This is a genomic window from Maribacter chungangensis, assembly GCF_042676845.1.
GTDB lineage: Bacteria > Bacteroidota > Bacteroidia > Flavobacteriales > Flavobacteriaceae > Maribacter > Maribacter chungangensis.
Map to the genome: position 1 here is coordinate 119,024 of NZ_JBHTHY010000006.1, position 25,357 is coordinate 144,380.

Annotated in this window: 18 protein-coding genes and 1 pseudogene; 11 read left to right on the forward strand and 8 right to left on the reverse strand. The window is 39.5% G+C overall.

Annotated elements, in window-relative coordinates; all coding sequences use genetic code 11:
* Positions 1-7 precede the first annotated feature (7 nt).
* Complete coding sequence (locus ACFQZJ_RS08515) at positions 8-1,144, forward strand: efflux RND transporter periplasmic adaptor subunit (RefSeq protein WP_379933844.1); 1,137 nt, start codon at positions 8-10, stop codon at positions 1,142-1,144.
* On the opposite strand, the pseudogene ACFQZJ_RS08520 reads toward ACFQZJ_RS08515, so the two are convergent.
* A pseudogene (locus ACFQZJ_RS08520) lies at positions 1,141-1,269 on the reverse strand (permease); the annotation flags it as partial. The gene ACFQZJ_RS08515 and the pseudogene ACFQZJ_RS08520 sit on opposite strands and share 4 nt — an antisense overlap.
* Before the next feature lie 591 nt (positions 1,270-1,860).
* On the opposite strand from ACFQZJ_RS08520, the gene ACFQZJ_RS08525 reads away from it, so the two are divergent.
* Complete coding sequence (locus ACFQZJ_RS08525) at positions 1,861-4,719, forward strand: M16 family metallopeptidase (protein ID WP_379933846.1); 2,859 nt, start codon at positions 1,861-1,863, stop codon at positions 4,717-4,719.
* 78 nt (positions 4,720-4,797) lie between these two features.
* Here ACFQZJ_RS08525 and ACFQZJ_RS08530 read toward each other — a convergent pair whose 3' ends face one another.
* Together ACFQZJ_RS08530 and ACFQZJ_RS08535 are read right to left on the reverse strand one after the other, a co-directional pair.
* Positions 4,798-5,703 carry an EamA family transporter gene (locus ACFQZJ_RS08530; RefSeq protein ID WP_379933848.1) on the reverse strand — a complete coding sequence of 302 codons (906 nt, stop codon included), beginning with the start codon at positions 5,701-5,703 and terminating at the stop codon, positions 4,798-4,800.
* Positions 5,704-5,901: 198 nt separating this feature from the next.
* A complete protein-coding gene (locus ACFQZJ_RS08535) occupies positions 5,902-6,513 on the reverse strand; it encodes a DEAD/DEAH box helicase (protein WP_379933849.1) in 612 nt (203 codons plus the stop codon).
* Between the two features lie 289 nt (positions 6,514-6,802).
* On the opposite strand from ACFQZJ_RS08535, the gene ACFQZJ_RS08540 reads away from it, so the two are divergent.
* Complete coding sequence (locus ACFQZJ_RS08540; protein WP_379933851.1) at positions 6,803-8,677, forward strand: CocE/NonD family hydrolase; 1,875 nt, start codon at positions 6,803-6,805, stop codon at positions 8,675-8,677.
* Positions 8,678-9,266: 589 nt separating this feature from the next.
* Here the strand turns inward: ACFQZJ_RS08540 and cysM are convergent.
* Positions 9,267-10,151: a cysteine synthase CysM gene (gene cysM, locus ACFQZJ_RS08545; protein WP_379933852.1), complete on the reverse strand. Its 885-nt coding sequence runs from the start codon at positions 10,149-10,151 to the stop codon at positions 9,267-9,269.
* Positions 10,144-10,935, reverse strand: coding sequence for a serine O-acetyltransferase EpsC (gene epsC, locus ACFQZJ_RS08550; RefSeq protein ID WP_379933854.1), 792 nt, complete (start codon positions 10,933-10,935; stop codon positions 10,144-10,146). Before epsC ends, cysM begins: the two co-directional genes overlap by 8 nt.
* 93 nt (positions 10,936-11,028) lie before the next feature.
* Here epsC and ACFQZJ_RS08555 point away from each other — a divergent pair, with 93 nt between their 5' ends.
* The gene (locus ACFQZJ_RS08555) at positions 11,029-11,709 is read left to right on the forward strand and encodes a DUF2461 domain-containing protein (protein WP_379933856.1); all 681 of its coding nucleotides are present in this window, start codon (positions 11,029-11,031) and stop codon (positions 11,707-11,709) included.
* Here the strand turns inward: ACFQZJ_RS08555 and ACFQZJ_RS08560 are convergent.
* Positions 11,698-12,108 (reverse strand): glyoxalase, encoded by a 411-nt coding sequence (locus ACFQZJ_RS08560; protein ID WP_379933857.1) that lies wholly within the window; start codon positions 12,106-12,108, stop codon positions 11,698-11,700. The genes ACFQZJ_RS08555 and ACFQZJ_RS08560 overlap by 12 nt on opposite strands.
* A 326-nt stretch (positions 12,109-12,434) precedes the next feature.
* On the opposite strand from ACFQZJ_RS08560, the gene ACFQZJ_RS08565 reads away from it, so the two are divergent.
* A complete protein-coding gene (locus ACFQZJ_RS08565) occupies positions 12,435-12,836 on the forward strand; it encodes an acyl-CoA thioesterase (protein WP_379933859.1) in 402 nt (133 codons plus the stop codon).
* Here ACFQZJ_RS08565 and ACFQZJ_RS08570 read toward each other — a convergent pair.
* The gene (locus ACFQZJ_RS08570; RefSeq protein WP_379933860.1) at positions 12,833-14,122 is read right to left on the reverse strand and encodes a dipeptidase; all 1,290 of its coding nucleotides are present in this window, start codon (positions 14,120-14,122) and stop codon (positions 12,833-12,835) included. The two genes, ACFQZJ_RS08565 and ACFQZJ_RS08570, sit on opposite strands and share 4 nt — an antisense overlap.
* Before the next feature lie 146 nt (positions 14,123-14,268).
* Here ACFQZJ_RS08570 and ACFQZJ_RS08575 point away from each other — a divergent pair, with 146 nt between their 5' ends.
* Genes ACFQZJ_RS08575 through ACFQZJ_RS08600 form a run of 6 tightly spaced genes read left to right on the forward strand, consistent with a single transcriptional unit; the run spans position 14,269 to position 23,932 of the window.
* Positions 14,269-16,035, forward strand: coding sequence for an ATP-binding protein (locus tag ACFQZJ_RS08575; RefSeq protein WP_379933862.1), 1,767 nt, complete (start codon positions 14,269-14,271; stop codon positions 16,033-16,035).
* 2 nt (positions 16,036-16,037) lie between these two features.
* Positions 16,038-16,415 (forward strand): response regulator transcription factor, encoded by a 378-nt coding sequence (locus ACFQZJ_RS08580; protein ID WP_379933863.1) that lies wholly within the window; start codon positions 16,038-16,040, stop codon positions 16,413-16,415.
* Entirely contained in the window at positions 16,412-18,925 is a 2,514-nt protein-coding gene (locus tag ACFQZJ_RS08585) for a HEAT repeat domain-containing protein (RefSeq protein WP_379933865.1), read from the forward strand. The genes ACFQZJ_RS08580 and ACFQZJ_RS08585 overlap by 4 nt, the downstream gene beginning before the upstream one ends.
* Positions 18,926-18,978: 53 nt before the next feature.
* Positions 18,979-20,355 carry a glycosyltransferase family 2 protein gene (locus tag ACFQZJ_RS08590; RefSeq protein WP_379933867.1) on the forward strand — a complete coding sequence of 459 codons (1,377 nt, stop codon included), beginning with the start codon at positions 18,979-18,981 and terminating at the stop codon, positions 20,353-20,355.
* Positions 20,356-20,357: 2 nt separating this feature from the next.
* The gene (locus ACFQZJ_RS08595) at positions 20,358-22,712 is read left to right on the forward strand and encodes a sulfatase-like hydrolase/transferase (protein WP_379933868.1); all 2,355 of its coding nucleotides are present in this window, start codon (positions 20,358-20,360) and stop codon (positions 22,710-22,712) included.
* Positions 22,709-23,932, forward strand: a complete 1,224-nt coding sequence (locus ACFQZJ_RS08600; RefSeq protein WP_379933870.1) for a YaiO family outer membrane beta-barrel protein — start codon at positions 22,709-22,711, stop codon at positions 23,930-23,932. The genes ACFQZJ_RS08595 and ACFQZJ_RS08600 overlap by 4 nt, the downstream gene beginning before the upstream one ends.
* Before the next feature lie 522 nt (positions 23,933-24,454).
* Here the strand turns inward: ACFQZJ_RS08600 and ACFQZJ_RS08605 are convergent.
* Positions 24,455-25,318 carry a sigma-70 family RNA polymerase sigma factor gene (locus tag ACFQZJ_RS08605; protein WP_379933872.1) on the reverse strand — a complete coding sequence of 288 codons (864 nt, stop codon included), beginning with the start codon at positions 25,316-25,318 and terminating at the stop codon, positions 24,455-24,457.
* Between the last annotated feature and the right edge of the window lie 39 nt (positions 25,319-25,357).

Genomic DNA, 25,357 nt, shown 5'->3' on the forward strand with positions numbered 1-25,357 from the left:
TCCTATCATGAATCGTTCTATATTAAAAGTTATATATGTTGTTCTAATCATTGTCATCTCGTCTTGTGGCGATAAAGCACAATCCTTACATCCGGAAACGACAGTAACCGATGACGGACTTATTCAAATTACCGAAACACAGTTTAAGACAAACGACATGCAGTTAGGTAAATTAGAGGAAAAACCATTTCCCGTAACCGTAACCGTAAACGGGATGATAGACGTACCGCCGGAAAATAAGGCTGTTGTAAGTGCCATTATGGGCGGTTACATAAAAACAGCGCCATTATTGCAAGGTGATGTGGTGAAAAAAGGTCAGGCTTTGGTCACGATCGAAAACCCGGAATTTGTAACCCTACAGCAAGAGTATATGGAGGTACATCAACAATTGACCTTTTTAAAGTCCGAGTTCGATAGGCAGCAAACCATGAAGGCTGAAAACATAACCTCACAAAAGCGTTTTTTACAAGCGGAAAGTGCGTATAAGTCGGCCGTAGCCAAACATACGGGCCTGTCCAGACAATTGCAGTTGCTCCATATTTCACCTTCAAAAGTAGAAAATGGAACGATCAGTTCTGTTGTTACCATTCATGCGCCCATCTCCGGTACCATTAGCAAAGTCAATATAACTAGGGGAACGTACGTATCTCCTGCAGCTTCCATCTTAGAAATTATAGATAACGACCACATACATTTAGAACTTTCTGTTTTTGAAAAGGATATTATGAAGATCAAAAAAGGACACCATATCAACTTTAAGATTCCCGAAGCTTCAACGGAAACTTTTAAAGCCGAAGTGTATTTGGTAGGTGCCGCCATGGAGGAAAACCGGACCATAAAGGTACATGGGCATTTGATGGATGAATCCGAGAACAACTTTCTTACGGGCATGTTCGTGGAGGCCGCAATTACTACCAGCACAAAAAGTGGAATGGCCTTGCCCAACGACGCCGTGGTAATGGTAGATGGAACACCGTATGTTTTGGTATTGGATAAATACGAGGGGGATTACTATTATTTTCGAGCTCAGGAGGTGAAAATTAGTGCCAATGACAAGGAATATACCGCTATTGAACCGACGGACAACTTTAGTCCGAAGACACAATTTCTGACAAAAGGGGCCTTTGGGTTGTTGGGTATTTAATCGTTGCTGTATAGAATAAGCGCTACGCCGATCATTATTCCCGCTAACGGGACAAGTTTTCGGCGTTTGTTCTGTTCTTTAAAAATGATACCTCCAAGAACAACGGCAATAAGTATCTGACTGCTTATCACGAGATATAATAGACAACACCAATACTATAAAAACCAGTTTCTGAATATGCCTGTAAAAGCACATAACATCTACATTGTTTCGTACAACTAACCTATTAAGAAATGGGAATCGTAATAGATTCGATCCCATAACAGGGAAAGGTGGATTGTATTCAGACTTTTCTGCAGGGTTACAAGACGGAAGGGGTGGAGCGCAAACATTTAGACGGATACCAACCTGGAAACTAAGAACTTGCTATACATGATCAATTGGAATGCTCAACTGGAACACATAATTGATGAAAACTTCACTTATTTATTTAAGCTAGTTCAGTCTACTTTCCTAAAATAAAGGTAACTTGTAGGTTAAAGGTGCGCTATTGTTTATTAAATGATCAGTTAAACGAACCACCTTATACCAATTTAAATTCTAGATGTCGCATAAAACAAGTTTCTTTTTTACTCATTTGTCGTCATAAAATAGAACTATAGCTAATGCTATGCTTAGATTTCATTCCTAAACTGAGAAAAAAATAATTCAAACTTTCAATACGACATTCAAAACTGAAATTGGTATTACATACTTCATAAATCAAAGTCTATTGTATGCGTAACTTTCTATCCATTTTAAGTCTTCTTTTTTTTGCAACCTTAAATGCACAAGAATCTAATTTAAAATTAGAATCATACGAATTGGAAAACGGTCTTAAAGTTTATCTAAACCAAGATACCGAGGCAAGTACCATTTATGGTTCTGTATGGGTGAATGCAGGAGGTAAGGACGACCCTGCCGATGCTACGGGAATTGCCCATTATTTGGAACACATGCTTTTTAAGGGTACCCAAATGCTGGGAACCCAAGATTTTGAAGCAGAGAAACCCCATTTGGATAAAATTAGAGAGCTATATGATGAATTGGCGGAAGAAAGTGAGGAAAACAAAAAAACTGCCATTCAGCAAGAAATTAACGCCGAGGAGCGCAAAGCTTCTGAATTTGCCATTCCTAACGAATTTGATCGCTTAATAAAATCAATTGGTAGTACGGCCGTTAACGCCACTACCAGTAATGATTATACAAACTACTATAATATCTTCCCGCCCAATCAGCTCGCTAAATGGTTGGATATTTATGCTCACCGTTTTAAGAAACCCGTTTTTAGACTTTTTCAGAGCGAACTAGAGGCGGTCTATGAAGAAAAGAATAGGGCGGGCGATGATCTTCAAAGAAGAATTTATGAGAAATTCAATTCCTACATTTATGGTAATCATCCATATAATACACAAACCGTGTTGGGCAGTGTGGAACATTTGAAAAATCCATCATTAAAAAAGATGTATGCGTTTTTCCAAACCTACTATGTACCCAACAACATGGCCTTGGTGCTGAGCGGTAATTTTGACAGTAATGAGGTTAAGCCACTTATTGCAGCTGCCTTTGGGCAACTGGTAAGAGGTCCAGAACCAGACTTTAATACCCGTAAATTGAACAGTTTTAAGGGTAGGGAGGTTCAAAAGGTACGCATGACTCCCATTAAAGTTGGGTTTATGGGGTATAAATTGGTTCCGTTTGGCCATAAGGACCGTGCAGCTTTAGAGGTAGTGGGTCAAATGATGTCTAATAGTAACGAGACTGGATTTTTGGATATATGGAATTCAGAGAACAAGGCACTATATGCCGGCGGCGAGCAAGAGTTCTTAGAGGAAGACGGGAGTGCTTTTATCTTTTTTGTGCCAAAAATTTTTGGTAAATCCTTGAAACACTATGAAGAGGAGATACAAGCTTCCTTTCGTTCTATTGCAAATGGTGAGTTTGAGGATACCTACTTTGAGGCCATTAAAAATGGTATGTACCGAGAGTATAGCCGTTCTCTTGAAGATTTGGAAATCCGTAGTGACTATATTGGGCTCAGTTTTATCTATGATATGAATCCCGATGAGCTACTTTCCTACTCTAAAAACATAAAAGAACTTACCAAGGAAGATATTCAGAAAGCTGCCGATACGTATTTTGGTGAGGACTATTTTACTTTACAATCAAGAACCGGTTTTCCCAAAAAAACAAAATTAAAAAAGCCGGCATATAAGCCCATTACGGCACGTACCGAGGAAACATCGCTATATGCGAAGGCTTTTGAGCAGCTCCCTGAACAGGTCCTTTCTCCAAGTTTTATAGATGTTGATAAAGATGTTAAGGTAATTGATGAGTATCTGTACTATACCAAGAATCCTCAAAACGATATTTTTACGTTCAGGGCAACAATTGCCAAGGGAATTTTGGAAGATCTGTTGTATCCAGAACTGGCGTTAGCAATGAACAATAGCGGAACCTCTACATATACTGCCAACGAACTTAAAAACAAGTTTGCAAGACTTGGTGCTAATTTCAGTTTTACGGCTAACTATAATTCTTTTGATGTTAACTTAACGGGAATCGATAAGAATTTTAAGGAATCGGTGTTATTATTAGAACACTTGTTAACCCATTTTAAACCTGATGACAAAACAATAGATTATTTGGCCAACCAGCGAAAAACTTCAAATAAACTAGCAAAAAACGACCCAAGTACTGCAGGTCGTATGTTATATGTATATGGTCTTTTTGGTGAAAATTCGGGTTATTTAAATAGAATGTCGGCCAAACAGCTTAAAAAGTTAGATCCTGAAAGACTGCTTTCAGCTTCCAAAAACCTCCTTAAAAATGGGTTCAATAGTATACATTATGTAGGTGGCCAAACACCAAAGGAAAGCATAGGGCTTATTGCATCCAAAAATATGTTCAAAAAAAATCAAACGGACAGCTACACCTTCCAAGAAGCTAACCGTGTCAATGAAACTACTTTTTACGTAGTACATGACAAAAAAGCAATACAGAGCTATGTGTATTATGTAGTTAATGGTGAAGCTTTGAATAAAGAACACGATTTTAAGAAAGAAGCCTTTAATGCTTATTACACCAATGGGCTGTCCGGTCTTCTTTTTCAAGAAGTACGCGAGTTTCGATCTTTGGCCTATGCCGTAGGCGGTAACTATATCAACCCGTTATACGAACCAACTAAAAAAGGGCGACTAGTATTGTTTACGGGTTCTCAGGCCGATAAGACTGCAGATGCCGTAAACGTAGTAATGGACCTCTTAAATGATATGCCTACGTATGAAGAGCGATTACCTTCCTTAAAAAATGGATTGTTATTGGAAGCCAGTTCCAACAGACCTAATTTTAGACAGCTCTCGACCACAGTAGAAAATTTTTTGAACACCGAATACGAAAGTGACCCAAACGAACTAAATTATGCTAAATTTCCCGATCTGACTTTTGAAGATATTCAGTCGTTCTATGAAACCAATGTGAAAGGAAAACCAGCGGTAATTACCATTTATGGAGATACCTCCGAGTTTGAATTGGAACAACTTCGTAAATATGGTAATGTAATAGAGTTAAAGATAACGGATATTTGGACGAAATAACGGGTTACCGTTATATTCTATAAGACACTCTATTTGTAATTTTTTAATCAAGCTACACCTACGAAAGTGGCTATTTACCTAACCGTTGCTATATAGAATAAGCGCTACGCCGATCATTATTCCCGCTAACGGGATAAGTTTTCGGCGTTTGTTCTGTTCTTTAAAAATGATACCTCCAAGGACAACGGCAATAAGTATCTGACTCCTTTTGATGGCCGATAAAAGCATAATAAGAGCGTCAGGGTCTTGGAGTGCCTTAAAATAGAAGTAGTCGGCAAACACTAACAGTATGCCCACTGCAGGTATAGACCAACGCCAAATAAAGGCTTTTCGCTTATCCGCATAGGGAAACCAATTAATGGATAGGATTACGAGAAGTATCAGCACCGTATACCAAGAAAACCAAAACTGAAGTGTTTGAGGGTTTAATTGAAGGTTCTGAATTAAGAATTTATCATACAAACCGCTTGAAGCACCCAAAAACGTAGCAGCGATAATGGCAAATATCCATTTGTTGTTCTTAAAGTTGATCCCTTCCTTTTTACCGATGCGCGAATACAGAAACACGGAAAAAATAATCAAGAAAAACCCGACCCATTGCCAACCTGTTGGCGACTCCCTGTAGATAAAAATAGCACCGATAAACGTAAAGAATGGACCAGCGGAGCGTATGGGCGTTACAATGGTTATGGGCAAATGCTTTAGAGCCTGATAGGCCAACACCCAAGAACCGGCCATCAGCATGGACTTAATAACGATAAAACCATGATTGGACCATGGGATTCGTGTAATTGTGAGTCCCAAATTATCCATATACTCCGGCGCGTACAACGAAGCGAAATACAGCGGCAAAAGCAAAAGAAAACCGGTAGTAATAGTTCCTAGAAGTACTGGAAATACTTCGTTCCCCCGTACGGCATGCTTTTTACACAGATTGTGTAACCCTAAAAATAGCGCGGCCAAAAGGCCCGAATACATCCACATGGGCGCGAAGATAGTTTTTCGATAAATTCTCTTTGGTTAAAACCAGTAAAAATTACTTGATAATAGCGATTTAAATGTTGTCGTAATCTTTTAGGCAGAATCTTTACGAATGCCGCGCAAATTTGCCCCTTGGTAGTTTACTGAACGGGCGGTGTTGCTAGGAATTAACAACACTTAGCCAATACAGCTTCTGTAATATTAGCCCTTTACGCTTTTGGCCCGCTCCATAAAATAGGATTCAAAACGCTGTAGTTTTGGATGTGTTTGTTCCGAGTATAGCACATATTGACATTTTTGAATACTCTGGGTTACCGAAAGTATGGCACTGGATTCCGTTTTCTGAATAAGAAAATCGGCATCGTCTACGCTAAAAATCTTTAATTGTGATGTACTTACCCCGTTCAATAAAAATAACTTGTTCATGGTCTTAGGGGTAGAGATCAAAATATCCACGCCTTCGAATATTTCCGACTTTTGAATATCGATATGCAATTCCTCATAACCTACGTATACCCTTATGTCACTATGCTTGGTGAATTTTAAAAAGGTATCGTAAAGTTCTAACGCTTTTGTTTTATTCTCCACGAGTACCACTGCCCTAGGGGCGTTTCCTTCTGCTTTAAACCCTATTTTTTGTAAGGTGGTAAGAACTAAACTTGTTGTTTTTCCGCTATCCTTTGCTGCAACACCATACGTATTGGCACCGCTTTTTACCACCGGGATTAGCTTTTTTTGGAATGCTGTTGGTTCTGCAATGGCCAATCTTTCCATCGCTTCACGTAGTTCTGGGTGTAATTTTTTAAAGGGCATAGGCTTAATTACTATATAATTTGATGCTGTAATAGCGCATTGATTACTGCTTGCAAAGATACTAAGTTGGTACGGTTGTGAACATGGCGTAGGGTATTTTAAGCATGTAAACATTTTTTAGCCATGATGCTAAGCATAGTCTTGCTATCTCTAATGGATGATACCCTCATTGGTTCCATAGCTTGGACACTTGTTAGCACATGATTTAGAAGGTTTAAAATCAATTTAATCAGCTTAAAATTCTTGGAATTTAGTTACTTTTAAAGACAACTTAAAACCGGAACACCTTATGAAAAATCTCTATGTATGCATTTGTCTTTTGATGTGCAGTGTTTTGTTAATCGCTCAAGAAGACAATGACATTCTTAAACGAATGGAGGAAATAGCCATCATTGACCAAAAAGTGATGATGCCCATGCGGGACGGTATCCGATTGGCAACGGATATTTATCGTCCCAAAACCGATGAAAAAGTGCCCATTATTTTCTCAAGAACACCCTATAATTTTAATTCGTGGGGCGATGGGGAACAAAAAACACGAACGGTACAAAGAGCTTATGAAGCGGTAAAACGCGGATATGCCTACGTTGTACAGAACGAAAGGGGTCGTTATTTTTCCGAAGGGGAATGGGATATTTTAGGGGTTCCACTGACCGACGGTTACGATGCCTTTAGTTGGATGAAAGACCAAGAATGGTCCAACGGTAAAATAGGAACTTATGGCTGTTCTAGCACAGCGGAATGGCAAATGGCCGTAGCTGCCTTGGACCATCCGTCACATGCCGCAATGGTGCCCCAAGGTTTTGGCGCCGGTGTAGGCAGTGTTGGTGATATTGTAGAGCAGGGCAACTGGTATCGCGGAGGCGCGGAACAGTTATTGTTCTTTTCATGGTTGTACGGTGTAGAACACGATAAATTCAAACCAAGGATACCGGCAGGCGCTACACAGGAGGATTTGATCCGTATCTCTAGATTTTATGATTTGGCACCTGAAAATCCGCCCATAGATATGGCGGAAGCGCTAAAACACTTGCCCTTGCAGGATATATTAAAGAACATCAATGGAAAAAAGGAAATCTTTGATAAAATGGTACGTCGCAAGCCCAATGATCCGGATTGGTATACCGGGGGACTTTACCATGACACTATGGAAATCCCAATGCCGAGTTTCTGGTTTGCTTCTTGGTATGATGTGAGCATTACGCCCAACATCAGTCTCTTTAACCATGTACACCACAATGCCGAAGATCCCGAGGTGCGGGACAATCAGTATTTAGTAATTTCCCCTACCTTACATTGTGCATTTACTAGAGCTACGGAAAATACGATTGTTGGAGAGCGCAGCGTTGGGGATGCCCGTTTAAATTACGACGAGCAAATTTATGCATGGTGGGATCTCTGGCTAAAAGGGGCAACGAACGATTTTAAGGAAAAAACACCGCGAGTACAATATTATACCATGGGTAGTAACAAGTGGCAGGCGGCAGAACAATGGCCACCCAAGGACAGTAAAATGACCACCTACTATTTGAACAGTGATGGAAAGGCCAACACGCTGAACGGAACCGGCACCTTATCGACCAAGAGGCCATCTAAGGATAATCCAGATACTATTGTGTACGACCCTATGAACCCTGTTACCTCCTACGGCGGTAATGTATGCTGTACAGGCAATGCGGTAAAAGGTGGTGCCTTTGACCAGCAAGTAATGGAAGAACGTGATGATATTCTGGTCTACACTACCGATGTTTTAAAAGAAGGGGTAGAAGTAACCGGATTTATTGAGTCGACCTTGTTTCTTTCTTCGGATGCAAATGATACCGATGTAACCATTAAGCTCATCGATGTGTATCCTGATGGCCGTGCCTACAACTTGGACGAAACCATACAACGCGTGCGCTACCGTGAAGGCTACGATAAAGAGGTGTTTATGGAAGATGGAAAAGTGTATAAGGTGGACCTAACACCCATGGCTACGAGTAATTACTTTAAAAAGGGACATCGCATCCGAATAGAAGTATCCAGTAGTAATTTTCCAAGATTTGCTCGAAACCTGAATACAGGTGGTAACAATTACGATGAAACCGAGGGTGTTGTGGCTACGAACAAGATTCATCATTCAAAAGCCTATCCGTCGCAGATTAGGCTGCCTATAATGAGATAGTACTTGTAGAATAGACAATAAAAAGCCCTGTTTTCTCTGGAAAACAGGGCTTTTTTATTTTTTAGTCAATGTTTAAAATCCTGCGATTTTATAGCAGCTGCCTTAGTTTTTATAAACATTTTAGCCCCTTTAGTTATTGGGTTATTGATGAAAAGGTTGTGCTGTAATCCGAAGTAAATAACGCAATAACAGCTCTGCATACGACGCAAAAAATATCAATCTCAGCACCGCCTGAATTGCAAGCAAGGCAGGCAGTCGACGACTTAGAAACCAAGAATTTTATTGGCACCGCCAAAGGGTATAATACCCCGAGGCTTGCCTCGAAATTAAAGGTTCGTTTCCTTCGAATGCCTCGCGGGCTTGCCCCCTAAAGAGGTAGTTTACTAGTATTTCGACTGCGCTCAAAATAGGACAATTCGCTCTAAATTAACGTTTGTCACGTACCGAGGAATAACATAGTAACACAATAACCATTTACAATTTTAGTGCTTGATTAAAACCTATGGCTTTCCAATCCGTAATGATTTAGTTCAAGCTCATGTTAAGCGTGGGGTTGCCTGCAATAAAGCGCAGTATCCAATGAAGAAAGCTAATTGAATAAGTCGGAAGACAGATACCGATCTCCACGATCACAAATAATGGAAACGATGACCCCTTTCTCCAAATGTTCGGCCAGGCGAAGTGCTACGGTGGTGGCCCCACCGCTGCTCATCCCGGAGAAAATACCTTCTTCTTTCGCCAACCTTCTTGCCATTATCCGCGCATCGTTTTCGCTCACTTCCATCACGGTGTCCACTTTTTTTGCATCGAATATTTTGGGTAAATATTTCTTGGGCCATTTACGGATACCTGGAATTCTGGACTCATCCGTAGGTTGCACCCCTACAATCTGTACCTTGGGGTTCTGCTCCTTTAAAAAAGTAGACGTTCCCATGATTGTTCCTGTTGTTCCCATAGAACTTACAAAATGGGTAACGCTGCCATTGGTATCCCTCCATATTTCCGGTCCCGTTGTTTTGTAGTGCGCTTTCCAATTGTCGGGATTGGCGAACTGGTTCAGTAAAATAAAGCCGTCATTTACCACTTTTGCCTCTGCATAGTCCCGAGCACCTTCAATTCCTATATCAGCTGGGGTAAGGGTAACTTTGGCACCATAGGCACGCATGGTTTGTACACGCTCTATAGTAGCGTTTTCCGGCATTACCAGTTCTATATCCAAACCATAAACACCGGCGATCATAGCCAGTGCTATTCCCGTGTTTCCGCTGGTTGCCTCAATTAACCTATCGGTTGTTTTAATACGTCCGCTTTCTATACCACTTTTGATCATATTCAATGCCGCACGATCTTTTACGCTACCTCCGGGGTTGTGCCCTTCCATTTTAAAGAACAAGGTAACGTTTGGATTTGTATTGAGAACACGGGAAGCCACTAAGGGTGTATTTCCAATTAAATCAATTAGGGTATTAGGCATTTGAAAGCGTTTTAATTTTTATTTCAGGCGTATGAAAAACCGTGGAATCCGACGGCACGGAAGCCGTCAACCATGCATTACCACCAATAATGCTATTCGCCCCAATAACGGTATTTCCGCCCAAAATGGTCGCGTTAGCGTATATGGTTACGTTGTCTTCGATAGTAGGGTGGCGTTTGGTCTTTTGCAAGTGCTTTGCTACGTAAAGGCCGCCCAAGGTTACCCCTTGATAAATTTTTACATGATCTTTTATGATAGCCGTTTCGCCGATAACCACGCCGGTACCATGGTCTATATGAAAGGAATTGCCAATTTGCGCTCCCGGATTTATGTCTACGCCGGTTTGCCTGTGCGCGTACTCGGTCATTAACCTAGGGACCAAAGGAAATCCGATTGTGTAAAGTTCATGGGCCAGCCTGTATATGGCAATGGCATAAAAACCGGGATAGGCCATGTATACCTCTTCAATGGACAAGGAAGCGGGGTCGCAGTTAACGGTGGCCTCTGCATCCTTATTCAGTTTTTCTAAGATTCCGGGTAGTTTTTCCACATAGTTTTTCCACACCTTTTTACAAGGTTTTTCGCTTTCCCAGCAGGCAAGATCCACCAGTTCCTCGAACATGGCTTCCAGTACGTGCAAGTTATCTTCCACTGGTGTCTCTATATCAAAAAGGGTGTAAAAGAGGGTGTCCGTAAATGTTTCCGTTCTGTTTTTTAGTCGAAACCTTAGATTAGGCTGTTTTTTATGCTTATTTATTTTAGCTATGATAGCTTTATGGTCCATGGTACTGGTTTAAGGTTTAAAATTAACCAATAATTCAAAATTGCTTTAGTACAAATGGTTAACTTTAGCTTAAAATAATACTATTTAAGTCGTATGCCACAACCCGTAATTACAAAAAGCACCCTACAATTTTTAAACAAGCTAAAGCAGAATAACAATAGGGATTGGTTTACAGAGAACAAAGCAAGTTTCAAGGTGCATGAAACCGAAGTGAAAATATTTTTAAATGCACTCACCGAGCTTGTGCGCACGCACGATGAGATTGAAAAGTTGAAGGTTTTTCGAATTTACAGGGATATTCGATTTTCGAAGGACAAGACGCCGTACAAATACAATTTTTCGGGGTCTATGACCCGTGCGGGCAAGGAACGTAGAGGTGGATATTACGTCCATATACAACCGCAGGGAAGTTTCATTGCAACGGGGTTCTGGAATCCGGAGAAAGAAGATCTGCTCAGAATACGAAAAGAGTGGGAGGTAGACGCTTCTGAATTACGGTCCATACTGAACGATACAACCTTTAAAAGCGTATGGGGAGAAATGGCAGGCGAAGAGTTAAAAACCGCTCCCAAAGGCTTTGACAAAGAGGACCCGAACATAGATCTGATACGCAAGAAGCAGTTCATTTTCGTTAAGAACTTTACAGATGCGCAAGTGACCTCAACCGATTTTGCACATACCGTGAACAATTGTTTTAGTGCTATCCGACCTTATTTTGACCTCATGAGCAACGTGCTTACCACCAATCTTAACGGAGAGTCCCTACTGGATTAGACCGGCATCCTCAAAAACCTGTAATTGATCTTGCAAGCGTTTTATGGCCATACTCGTTATACGTTTGTTAAAGGCCGAAGCATCTGCACTATACGCGGAATATTCCTCTAAGGTAAATTGTCCCAAAATCATACCTTTTACCGTGTTTCTGTATTTAAGGTCCTTTTTTAAGGCATTGCTTATATAATCCAATCGCGCTTCTTTTTTTAGTTCATGGAACTTGTTTTTACCTTTTACAATATAATTTTGAAAGGATGCTATCAGCAAATCGTTCTGTAACTTTAAAATTGGGCGCAGGGTTTGGTTTTGAAAACGTTCTTCTGTACCGATATCCGGCAGTATTCTAGCGGCACCGACTAAAGGTCTTATTTCTAACAGCTTAAGGGATCGTTGATTCATAGTTGTATTTTTTATAAAGATACCTATTCGGGTTAGCCTTTTTTCTGTATCCGTTCAAAGTTTTAAAAGGATTGTACACATCCCATTCTTAACGTTGATATGTTCTAAACCATCAATTCTAAGGAAGTGTTAGTTTAAATGCTCTAAAACATACTAGTATAGCAATTTGTTAGGTTCAAATCTCTAAAAATTAGGTCTGTAGATTGGCAAATCAATACTAATTATATACGTTGTTTTTGTTTTTGGTAAATATGTAAATAAAGAAGACAAAGGATGGCTCGTACTTTTCTTTTAGGTTTAATTTTACTTTTTTAAATAAGATGATTATGAAGTTTCACACAAGAAAACTGGTAAAACCTGAAGACCTGAATTCCAACGGAACACTTTTTGGTGGCAAAGTGTTGGCTTGGATAGACGAAGAAGCAGCCTTGTATGCCATAGTTCAATTGGAGAATGCGAAAATTGTTACCAAATATATTTCGGAAATAAATTTTATGAGTGCCGCAAAGCAAGGCGATGTGGTTGAAATAGGTATTGAAGTGGTTAAATTTGGTAAAACATCCCTTACTGTAAACTGCGAAGTCCGCAATAAAATGAACCATGAGACCATTGTTACGGTAGACAATATTATCATGGTAAACCTAGGAATCGATGGCAAACCACACCCTCATGGCAAAACAAAGATCGAATTTGTAAAGGACCGCTTGGCTGCAGCAAACGAGGCTTAGCCTTGTGCCATGGTTTTAGCTACTGCCTGCACTTCATCCAATACCCTTAGTAAATTTCCAGACCACAGTTTTTCGATTTCTTCTTCCGTATAACCGCGCTTTACAAGCTCTAGGGTTACATTGAAAGTTTCGGAAGCATCAGACCATCCTTCAATACCTCCGCCGCCATCAAAATCCGAGCTGATGCCGACATGATCAATACCGATTAAATCAACCATATAATCAATATGATTTACTAAGTCTACTACGGAAACTCCTTCTGGTGCCTTTGGATCTTTTGCAGCGATATCTTTTGCAATTTTTGTAACCTTTGGATAGTTTTCCATAAAAGCCTCCTTTTGTATATCCGTTAGGCTAGCAAATTGCGATCTTTCAAACCATTCTATACTTAGGGAATCTGCCACTGTTTGATAAATATTTTTCATGTAGTCCGCTTTGGCCTCATGTTTTTCGGTATTTAAATACGAAGTAAAGGCCACTGTTTGCACTACGCCACCATTTTCTTTCATGAGCATCAGCTGCTCGTCATCTAAGTTTCTGCTATGGTCACATAAGGCGCGTGCCGAGGAGTGTGATGCTATTATGGGGGCCTTAGACAGTGCGATCATTTGTTTCATGGCCTCTTTGGATGGATGGGAAACATCGATCATGATACCTAATCGGTTCATTTCTTCCACCGCTTTTTTTCCCAGGTCACTGAGTCCGTTATGCAGCCAAACAGAATCTTTCTCTCCGGTGTTGGAATCACAGAACTGACTATGACCATTGTGGGAAAGTGAAATATAGCGTGCACCTAAATCGTGGTATTGCTTAAAACCGGCTAAATCTTCCCCTATCGGATAGGCGTTTTCTACCCCTATCATGGCTACTTTTTTCCCGGCGGCAACAATACGTCTTACGTCATCTGAAGAATAGGCAAGTTCTATTTTATCCGGTGCATACTCCTCGCACAGCCTACGAATGGCCGCAAACTTATCCATTGCATTTTCTTTTGCTTTTGCATAGCCTTCGGCATTTAAGGAATCTTGTCCCGTATACACAATTAACCATGCCACATCCAGTCCGCCTTCTTCCATTTTTGGAAGGTTTATTTGTGTTTCCAAGCGTTGGGTATAGTTGATGGAATCCGTGAAATTTTTTGTATTGATATCATCATGTGTATCCAACGTGATGGTGTTTTCATGGATTCTTTGTGCTCGTTCCTCTGTGGTTTCAGTTACTTTGGTTTTCTTCTCATTACAGGAAAATAGGGTGAATGCGATAAATATGTAGCCAATTACTTTCATTTGTGATTTTTTTAGACCTACAAATATGGTGGTTTCACAACAAAAAATGAAGCCTTGCAAACATTTAATTGTCTACCGCAGCCTAAAAAGGGAATTTTAGGTTCAATAAAAGTGTAAAAACCCCGAAAACCAAGGAACATTAACCTATGTCCAAACTAAAAACTAAAGATCTGTTAGGCCAGCTTTCCGATCTGGAAGCTTCCTTAAATGGTTTTTCATTTGAAGAACTCAAAATGGAAGAAGCCAAGAACTTAAAAGAATCTTTCAATAGGTTCAAATCCCAGCTAAATGATCAACTATTTGGAGCGGAAGAAACCCAGGAAAAAACTCATGCTCCAATTAAAAAAATAGCTTCAAAACAAATAGGACAAGACAAAAAGCTTATTGCCCATGTAAGCCATGAAATACGCACGCCCTTGAACGGTATCATTGGCTTTGCTAATTTGTTAAGAGAAGAGAACCTTACCGAAAGCCAGTCGCAAAAAGTACAAGCCATACAATCTGCTTCTTACAACCTAATGGAGATAATAAACGAGGTTTTGGAATACTCTAAACTATCTACCGGTATAGCCAATTTTGATGCAGTAGACTTTAATGTACACGGTTTGATAAAGGATGTTATGTTCCTGTGCCAAACACTTATTGTAGATAAATCGGTTGCCTTGAAAATTAACATTACTCCTAATGTTCCCAAGGTACTTGTAGGGGATCCATCCAAACTATCTCAGGTATTACTCAACTTACTAGGGAATGCGATCAAATTTGTAGAAAAAGGACATATAAAACTTTCAGTTGACTTAAAGGAACAAAAAAATGAAACCTATATGTTGCAGTTCACCGTAGAGGATACCGGTATTGGTATATCCCAAGAGCAACTAGGACATATATTCGAAAGTTACAAACAAGCAGCGCAGGATACGTTTAGGAAGTATGGTGGCTCTGGATTGGGCCTGAGTATCGTGAAGGAAATTATTGAAAAACAAGGTGGTTCTATTTCTGTTAGCAGTAAACTGGGAGAAGGTACTACGTTTAAATTTGAGATTCCTTTTGGTAAAGGCAACATACATAATATTCCCAAAACCAAACCTAAATCTGTTAGCACCGCTAAGGGAAAGAAGCTTTTAGGAGGAACAAAAATCTTGATTTTTGAAGATAACGAGCTCAATCAACACCTCATTAGCGAACAATTGAACAAATGGGATTGTATCACTTATGTTACCGAAGATCCAAAAGAAGGTCTTTCCATTTTAAGAACAGAGCAAATAGATATTGTGTTAATGGATCTTAAAATGCCCCGAATGAGCGGCTTTGAGATTACTAAAAATATCCGTGCCTTAGCGGAAAATAAAATAAGTAATGTTCCCATAATTGCATTTAGCGCAGATTTTACGGCAAAAGATGAGGAACGTTGTTATGAGTCCGGAATAAACGATTTTTTATTAAAACCATATACGCTGAACGAGCTGATGATCAAATTATTAAAAAGAAAGAAAGAACGGAGCCTTACACAAGAAAGTCTTAAGCTACTAAAAACGGAGACCATTATATACACAGATCAAAAAAAGGAAACCGTTGATCTTACCGCCTTGTTAAAAGAGTGCTATGGAGAATTGGACATGCTTCAAGAGCTTATCAGGCTTTTTAAGCAAAACATATACGAATTCATAGGATCGGTAAAAATTGGCATATCCAACCATGCCTTTGAGGAAATTCAGATGGCCGCACATAAAATTAAGGCAGGGTTGGCACTTATGAACACCACTGATCTAAAACAGCTAGTTGTGGGTATTGAGGGTTATGCGAAAAAATCGGAAATGATGAATTTGGAACCGCTTTTTAATCAATTCTTAAGAGAATATCCCTTAATAGAGACGCTTATAGATTTGGAATTGGCCAAATTGAAAAAGAGCTAAGCATGAAGGAAAAGATTGTTCTTTTGGCCGATGACGATGAGCTTTTGGCCTCCTTACTAAACTTTAGGCTAAAGAAAGCCGGGTATAAAGTAGACCACGTAATAGACGGGAAAGAGGTGAAGGAATACCTGTCCCATTCCATACCGGACATTATCGTGAGCGACATCATGATGCCCTATTTTTCTGGAATAGAGCTTATTAACCACGTTAGAAAAGAATTAAAATCCAATACGCCAATTATCATTATTTCTTCTGCAGGTAATGAAGAAAATGTACTTAGCGCCTTTGAACTCGGCGCCAACGATTTTATTTCCAAACCGGTAAGTCCATCGGAACTACTGGTGAGAATCGCAAGAGAAGTAAACAAAACCAATATTTGAATTTTTATTTAAATACATACACCAACAACGTTTTGATTAGCGCCCCAAAAATCCCAACAGAATTTTTATGGGCGCTTTCCCTATTCTTTGTAGTTGTTGCACTTATATATTTTGGTTCGGTATTCTTTTTTAGAAATAGACTTTCTAGACTTGGGAAACAAGTTATAGCAAAACGAAAGGTGTTTTCTCCAATGATTTGTGAATTCCTGTTTTTTGAGGAAGATGGGGAAAAGAAAGAAAAGATCAACTATATCGATTTAAAAATCCAAATACGTGAACTTATTAAGAATAGCTTTGATAGAGCGGTGCTTATAGAAGTATTAATGGATCTAAAAAAGGATGTCACTGGTAAAACAAGAACCGACTTGCTTCATATTTATCAGGATTTAGAACTTCATAAAGACGCTTACAAAAAGTTGAACAGCTGGCGATGGGAGTTAATATCCAAAGGTATTCATGAACTTACCCAAATGGAGGTAAAGGATTCATACGGTTTAATTACCCGTTTCATCAACGACAAGAGAACAACAATTCGAAAACAGGCAGAAATTGCAACGGTTAGTCTCAAAGAAGAGGGAATTAACTATTTCCTCGATCACACTAAATACAAAATATCCGAGTGGCAGCAGTTGAAACTTTTAGACGTAGTTCGAAACAAAACAGACTATGAACCACCTGCATTCAGGCTTTGGCTTACTTCTAAAAACAACGATGTTGTACTCTTTTCGTTAAGGCTAATTAAATATTACAACCAAAACGATGCAAGCGCTTCGCTGATTCAACTCCTCAGGCACAAAAGTGACGCGATCAAAAAAGAGGCGATTTTTTGTATCAGGGATTTTAATGTTACCGATGCGGTACCCGTGTTAAAAACCATATTCTGGAAATGTACTACCGATGTTAAAATGTATCTGCTTGAAGCCTTATCTCAGCTTGGCACCGAAGAGGATATTGGTTTTCTAGAAGATTTAATAACAAAAGAAGTGGCTTTTACCGTTAAGGGAAAAGCCATTAGTGCGTTAAATACGATACGGCCAGAAGGGGTGCTTCCAACACAGGATATTGTTCCGAAGGAGGATTTTGAACCTTTGGAGCCAACAGCATCTTCTTTGGCTATTTCAAGTGATGAAAACGTAGTTTTAAGCGACAAAAAGGGAGAAGAAATGAACGAAAAAGATATTTCCGTATCTAAGGATAGCTTGAATTTTGATGCTGAAGGACTTAGCAAGCCTTCATTGGAAATATTACCCGCCGAAATCAGTTTTTTGCCCATTGTAACGGCAGATGCTCCTAATGAGGTATTAGAACCACTTGAAGATATCGTGAAAAACGAAAAAGTGGAAACGAACGTAAAGGACCTAAAAGTATATGTCGAAACCGTGCTACCTCCTAGTCCTATAGATCAGCTACATTATGAATTCCTTCCCATAGTCACTGCCGAAACTGTCCATGACGAAAAACAAACATGTAACGACTTACCCGTTTGTTTTGAAGAAGTGAAGTCAGCGTATACATCGAAAACTGAGCAGGATAAATCAGCAGAACCTATAACCAATGAAATTTGGGTGTGGTATGAGGAATTAACGGTGTCCAAAAAATCTGAGGCAAAAACCGAGGAGATTGAGAACGATTCGAAAACTGAGCTAAGCAAAAGTAACCAAGAACCAAAAATTGGATTTTCAGACAACATAGCAAGGGCAGAGGTATCACAAATAACCGTGATATACGATGTTTTGGAACATGCAAAAGCTTCAACTTCAAAAGACGAAATACCGGAAATTGATTGGTGCCGTGCTTTTGACATGCAAAAACCAACAGATCAACAAGAGGATAGTATAGAAATCAATATAGAAAACGATATGGAGAAAGAGCTGGGCAATATTCCCAAACCTTTGTTTTATGATGATGCGGCACTTAATACCGCAGCCCTACTGGAAGATATTGCCGAGCTTGGTGACCATAGGGAAATACCACACTTAAAAATGTTGCTGGATAAAGAAAGTAATGCAGCGTTGCGAGGAAGAATAAAAGAGTTAATAGCTTCATTTTCGATTAGCGATGAAATACAGATAACTTTTGAACCAACACTGGTGCAAGAACGTCAAAGCGTTTTTCAAAGTCTGTTTGAAGTAAGCGATACGGAGGCAAAAATAATTCTCCTTGATGAAATTGCCGATATAGGCGATGAACAGGAAATACCGTTATTGGAAAGCTTGATTTTGAACGAAGACAAGCAATTGCAAAAAGCTGCTAAACGTGCTTTGGATGCCATTTCGGTAAGGCTTACCAGTATTGCCGTACCGGATAATTTTGAAGAGCGGAAGAAAGCCAAGGAAAAAACAGTAACGGATGAATCAGATATGGATTCACTGTTTATTGTAGATTTTGATTTCATAAGTCCTGCAAAGACCGGTGTTAAAGAAAAAGATGCACCAACAAATCAAATGGACGGCAATACCATGTTCGATCATTTATGCGCTATGTCCACTAAATTATATCAGAAAAAATAGTGAGCAGTGGGGCCTTTAATATCATCCTAGAGTATATAAACATTGTTTTTTTCATGTTTACCCTAATTCTATTCCTGTTGTTTATAGGAATGGGGTATTTTTCTACAAGAAATTCTATTCATTACAAGAACAAAAATAGTTTTGGAGACATGTCAAAATTAATGGCATCCCCGTTGGCTCCAAGTATCACCATAGTAGCCCCAGCATACAACGAAGGACTCACCATAGTTGAAAATATCCGTTCCTTGATGTCTCTTAGATATGTAAATTACGAAGTAATGGTGGTCAATGATGGCAGCAAGGACGATACGCTCCAAAAAATGATCGATGCTTATGATCTAATAAAAATAGAGCAGGAGATAGACCCTAATTGGCAGTCCAAGACCATACGGGGAATTTACAAATCGCCACATAAGGCATTTTCAAAACTTACCGTGATAGATAAGGATAATGGAGGAAAATCAGATGCCTTGAATACGGGAATGGCCTTGTCTACCAATCAGTATGTAGGTTGCATAGATGTAGATTGTCTTTTATTGCCCGATGCACTTTTACACGTGGTCAAATCTTTTTTTCAGCGCTCGGAGAAACGGGTGATCGCTGTTGGGGGTGTTATACGTGTTGCCAATTCCTGTATCATTCAAGGGGGGCAATTGGAAGAGATTAAACTACCTTCCAATTGGTTGGCCCGTTTCCAGCTACTGGAATACACGCGTTCTTTTATTCTTGGTCGTATGGCATGGGGAAGAATAGATAGTCTGCTAATTATTTCAGGAGCATTTGGTTTTTTTGATAGGGAAATTGCCTTGGCGGTAGGAGGTTATGACACTAATACCGTAGGCGAGGACATGGAAATTGTTTTTAAAATGAGGCGGTATATGCACGAAAGAAAACTGCCGTATACCATTGAATATATTCCGGATCCCCTTTGTTGGACAGAGGTACCCGAAGACCCCAAAATATTAATAAATCAACGAGATCGCTGGGCCCGGGGCAACCTTGAGACCCTGTTCAAGCACAAGGATATGTTTTTTAACCCAAAGTTCGGTAGGTTGGGTATGCTCAGCTACCCCTATTGGTTTTTTTATGAATGGCTAGCGCCCATTTTGGAGTTTTTTGGTTTTTTTACCATTATACTATTTTATTGGTTGGGCATATTAAATTGGGATTTCTTTTTGGCGATTACGGCAACGGTCTATATTTTTTCCGTCATGTTCTCTTTTTACGCTATTCTGTGGGACGTTTATTCCTATAACGAATATAATAAAACCAAGGATATTTTAATTCTGATGCTTTGCGCCCTTATAGAACCTTTTGTATACCATCCATTTATGGTTTGGGCCGCGATAAGGGGCAATTACAAAAAATTGTTCAAGATAAAGTCGGGTTGGGGCACCCAGGTCCGTAAGGGGTTTGCAAAAGCCACATAGTTATGCAGGTAGAAACAAATAGTATAGTAAAAAAAGAGAGAACACTTAAGGATTATATTCCTTTGGTGATCACTTTTTTTGTAGGCTTATTACTCTTATCGATCTATCAAAACACGGTGCTTTATATTACCGGCGTACTGGACAGTGTTGTAAATAAAAGTCTATTTCTCCACATCCTGCACCATCTTGGTTTTGCGGCGGTTTGTTCCGTAGTATTTGCATTTTTATTTAATTTATTAGAGAATAAAAAACCGAGTCTTGGGTTCAATACCGTACGTTTGATTTTTGCATTGCTCCTGTTTATCGAGGGGCTGTTAATTACTTATTTCATTGATAATTATGAACTATTGGATGTTTACGGACTGTTTGGTGAAACTGAAGGCTACGTTAGATTTGGGTTACTAAAAGCACTTATGGCAATAGCTATCATTTTGCTTGCTTGTCATTTTTTATATCGATATACCGCACCGTTCTACAAGGTGATCAGCAGAATGTACCCGTTTACGATTATTCTGTTCAGTATGTTTTTGGCAATCTTGTACTCTGATCGCAAGCCTATTAATGAAAACAAGACCCAGCATCTTTTGGAAAGTGTTTATGCAGCTATTTTTGAAGAAGACACCTATAATGGTAGCGAAGAATATCCATTGGCAAGGGCGTATGTCCCTACAACGGACTTACAAGCTTATTTTGACCTAGCCGAAAAAAAGCCCAATATTAAAATCCTGATAATAGACGGACTAGGAACCGATTTTGTCGATGCCCAAGGGATATATAGCGGAATCATGCCCTATTTACAAAAAATGGCTCTGTCATCTTTATATTTGCCAAATTTTATTAGTAATACGGGAGATGGGTCCGGTGCCGTTGCAACCGTAGTCGGTTCTTTACCCTATGGTAAACATGGATTTACAAATCTAGATGGTTTTACACATAGGCATACCTTATATAGTATTTTAAAGGAGAATGGTTATCAAACGGCGTTTAATTATGGCGGAAACAGTGCACTAAATAGTTATGACCGATTTTTGGTACAGGAAGGAGTAGACCGTATTCTGGATAAAACCGTATTTGGTAAAGAATACACTTTGCAAAACCAAGATGCTGCGGGAATAACCTTGGGCTATCCGGATCACGAACTGTTCCAGCGCTATTTCGAAACCTATGAGTTCTCGAATGAAATACCAAGTTTAGAAGTCTTTAAGACGCTAAGCACCAAAGCACCTTATGCTATTCCTTACTTTGAAAAATACGAAGGTGAAATTGAAAAACTCCTCAAACGTTCCTCGTTTAACGAAAAAACCGCAAGGTTTATAAATCATAATAGAAAACTTTTTGCCAGTTACAGTTACACAGATGAGGCTATAGCTCAATTTTTTAAAGCAGAAAGAAGATATAAAGGATACGATAATACGATTTACATTATAACAGGAAGTCATTTGAATAGTAATATCCCATCTGAAAATCAATTGAAACGCTATCAGGTTCCGTTGTTAATCTATAGTCCTTTGTTAAAGAGTCCAACAGAAATTTCGAAGCTCGCGTCACACGCGGATATTGCTCCGGCAATACTTTCCTTGCTGGACAATAGGTATGGTTTTAAAGCGCCACATACGGTAGCCTGGTTAGCCAATGGGCAATTAACAAAAAACGCAGCCGATTTAGACAAGGAGATACCCTTGTTCAGGGGGCCGAACAAGATTCAGGATTATGTTTATAACTCCTTTTTTTTATCAGATGGGAATATTAGTGAATTAAACAATGATCTCAGTTTTTCGGATAACCATATCGCGGACGAGCAAGTTGCCGCGATAAAAAGTAGTTTTAGCTACAATAAATCCGTTAACAACTATGTGACCCAAAACGATAAGTTATTGCCCAAGGAAGTATCAACCGTGCTTAGTGATGAACGAAAATTTTCCAAGTCCGAAACGCTTTGGCTTCAAAGTGTTTTTAATGGTAAGGACTTTGATGACGCCTACACAACCGCTAGGAAATTAGCTTTTAATAAGGATTGGGACAGGGCATTGTTATTATCGGATTACATTCTAACCGAAATACCAAGACATGCGGATACGGAAATATTAAAAGGACGTATTTATTCATGGAAAAAAGAATATGGGAAATCTATTGCTACCTTAAAAGAAGTAATACGTAAATATCCCGAATATATAGACGGCTATTGTGCACTTTTGGATACCTATTATTGGGCGAACCCCGAACAGGATATACGTCAGGTTTTGTATCAAATAACGGCACATGGATTAAATGACGATATACTGAACAAAAAGATACAGCGCGCAAACGAACAAAAACCGATGTTGGAGAATTCAACAGCTAAATTGGATATGCCATGAAGCTGAATCAAATTGCTATTTTCATTCTATTTTTACTGTTCTTAAGCGCTGTTAAGGGGCAGGAGTATACCTATAATGGCGACCCGGACACTTCTTACTTTACAGCTCGGGAGCTGGCTTTTGCTGGTAATAGAAGTGATGCCAGGGATACGCTTAAACTTGTCCTTTCCCGTTATCCCGAGTACGTAGATGTACGCAGTCTTTTGGCCAAGACCTACAGTTGGGACCAAGAATTTGATAAAGCCAGGGCAGAGTTCAATGCAATAACGAGCAAGGAAAGAAAAAACAAGGAAGTTTGGATAGGTGCTATAAAAAACGAGCAGTATGCCAATAATTTACATATTGCATTGGGCATGGCCAATAAAGCGTTGGTTTTTCTGGAAGATGACATGGATATCCTTCAAATTAAAACAGAAATAGTAAAGCAAATAGCCGACACCCAGCTTTTACAGAACAAACTTAAAGCAACAAAGATCGCCGAAGAAAAAAAACAAGCATTTACGGTGTATACAGAAGGTGAAGTCTTTGACCAGGTTTTGGATCCAATGTATTACGGTGCCATAGAATACCGAAAAGAAACAAAATGGGGTGTGTTGTTGCCACGTATCAACTTTAATAGGCGGTTTAACCTTAATGGACTTCAGGCAGAAATAGATGCGTATCCTAAAATCTCAAAATCACTGAGCGGGTATTTTAATTATGGTTTTTCAAATTCAGAAATTTTCCCAAGACATAGAGTAGGGGCAGAAATAGTAAAAGAACTACCGAACGCACTGGAGGCTTCCTTAGGATTGAGACACTTGTCCTTTGCCACGGACGAAGCCACGATATTAACAGGTAGTTTTGGATTGTACAGAGGTAATTATTACGCATCCTTAAGACCTTTTGTGGTTCCAGATGCGGTAAAAGGCCTTGGTGTATCCGGAAGCTTGTTGGTACGCCGTTATTTTAAGGATGGAAACAATTGGCTGGGTATGAACCTCGGCTATGGGTTCGATACCGAAATGAACCAGTTTATCGTTGACGGAGAATTGCTGGCACAGACCTTACTGTATTTAGAGGCGCAGCGGGTGCGGTTGGAGTATCAATTTACAAGGGCGAACAATAGTAATCAGTATAAGGTAAATGTTGGTGTAAACCGCCAGGAACTAGCTTTTAGTTCCGGGAACTTCTTTTTATCGGTTACTGCTGGGTTATCTTATCAGGTTAAATTTAAATAGTTCTATGGTTTTCCGACCAACGGATATTCATTGGGGACCAGGAACATAAACTAATAGGGTGCCCAGTAAATTCCTTTACCGACGCCAATCACTGTTTTTACAACAAAAATTAGCAGCTACACCACAATTAATTGTGCAAAATATACGTTTATTTTATGTTTACTATGTAATTCAGCAGCGCCCAAATCTAATTACTAATCAATAAAAAAACCTATGCTTTACGACACCTACGGAGAGGAATATTTAGTGTTCCTTCAAGATTTAAACGAAATTTTAAGCCTTAACGAATTAGTGGAATTGGATTATATGTAATCCCTTTCAAATTAACCCAAAATCTTTATGTATGGCCTATCAAAATCAAGACAACAATTCGTATCAAAATTTTATACAAGACTTAAACGACATTCTTGTAGATTTCAATATCAGCAAGCTATCGTATTCTTAGTTTAGTGTTCAGTGTTTATCAAAGAAAAAGCACCTTCCAAAAGAAGGTGCTTTTTTTATCCTGAAAAAATGTTTGGGTTACCCTAAATACGTTTTCAACAATTTGCTTCTAGAGTTATGCCTTAATTTACGAATGGCCTTTTCCCTTATCTGTCTTACGCGTTCTCTTGTAAGGTCAAAAGTTTGTCCTATCTCGGCCAAGGTCATGGATTGTTGGTCGCCAATACCATAGTACAGTTTTACCACATCCGCCTCCCTTGGCGATAAAGTGTCCAACGCCCTATTGATTTCCGTGTTCAAGGATTGTTGCAATAACTGATTATCCGGTTTTGGAGACTCTCCCGAACGTAATACGTCGTAAAGGTTGGAGTCTTCCCCTTCGCGCAAAGGTGCATCCATGGACACATGTCTACCCGAGTTTTTTAACGATTGTTTTACTTCCGTAACCGTCATTTCCAATTCACTTGCTATCTCCTCTGCAGAGGGCGGCCGCTCATGTGCTTGTTCCAAGTAAGAAAATGTTTTCTTTATCTTATTTATGGAGCCAATTTTATTCAAGGGCAAACGTACCACACGTGACTGTTCGGCCAATGCTTGCAGAATAGATTGGCGTATCCACCACACGGCATAGGAAATAAACTTAAAGCCTCTGGTTTCGTCAAAACGTTTGGCCGCCTTAACGAGTCCAAGATTTCCCTCATTTATTAAATCGGGTAATTTTAACCCTTGGTTTTGATATTGTTTTGCCACGGATACTACGAACCGTAAGTTGGCGGTGGTTAACTTTTCAAGTGCAATCTGATCTCCTTTACGAATGCGTTGCGCTAATTCTACTTCCTCGTTAGCCGTTATTAAATCTATCTTACTAATATCTTGCAGGTATTTGTCCAATGACTTGGATTCTCTATTCGTTACCTGCTTGATGATTTTAAGTTGCCTCATATATATGGATGTCTCTGTGTTAGTAATTCTACCAAGGAA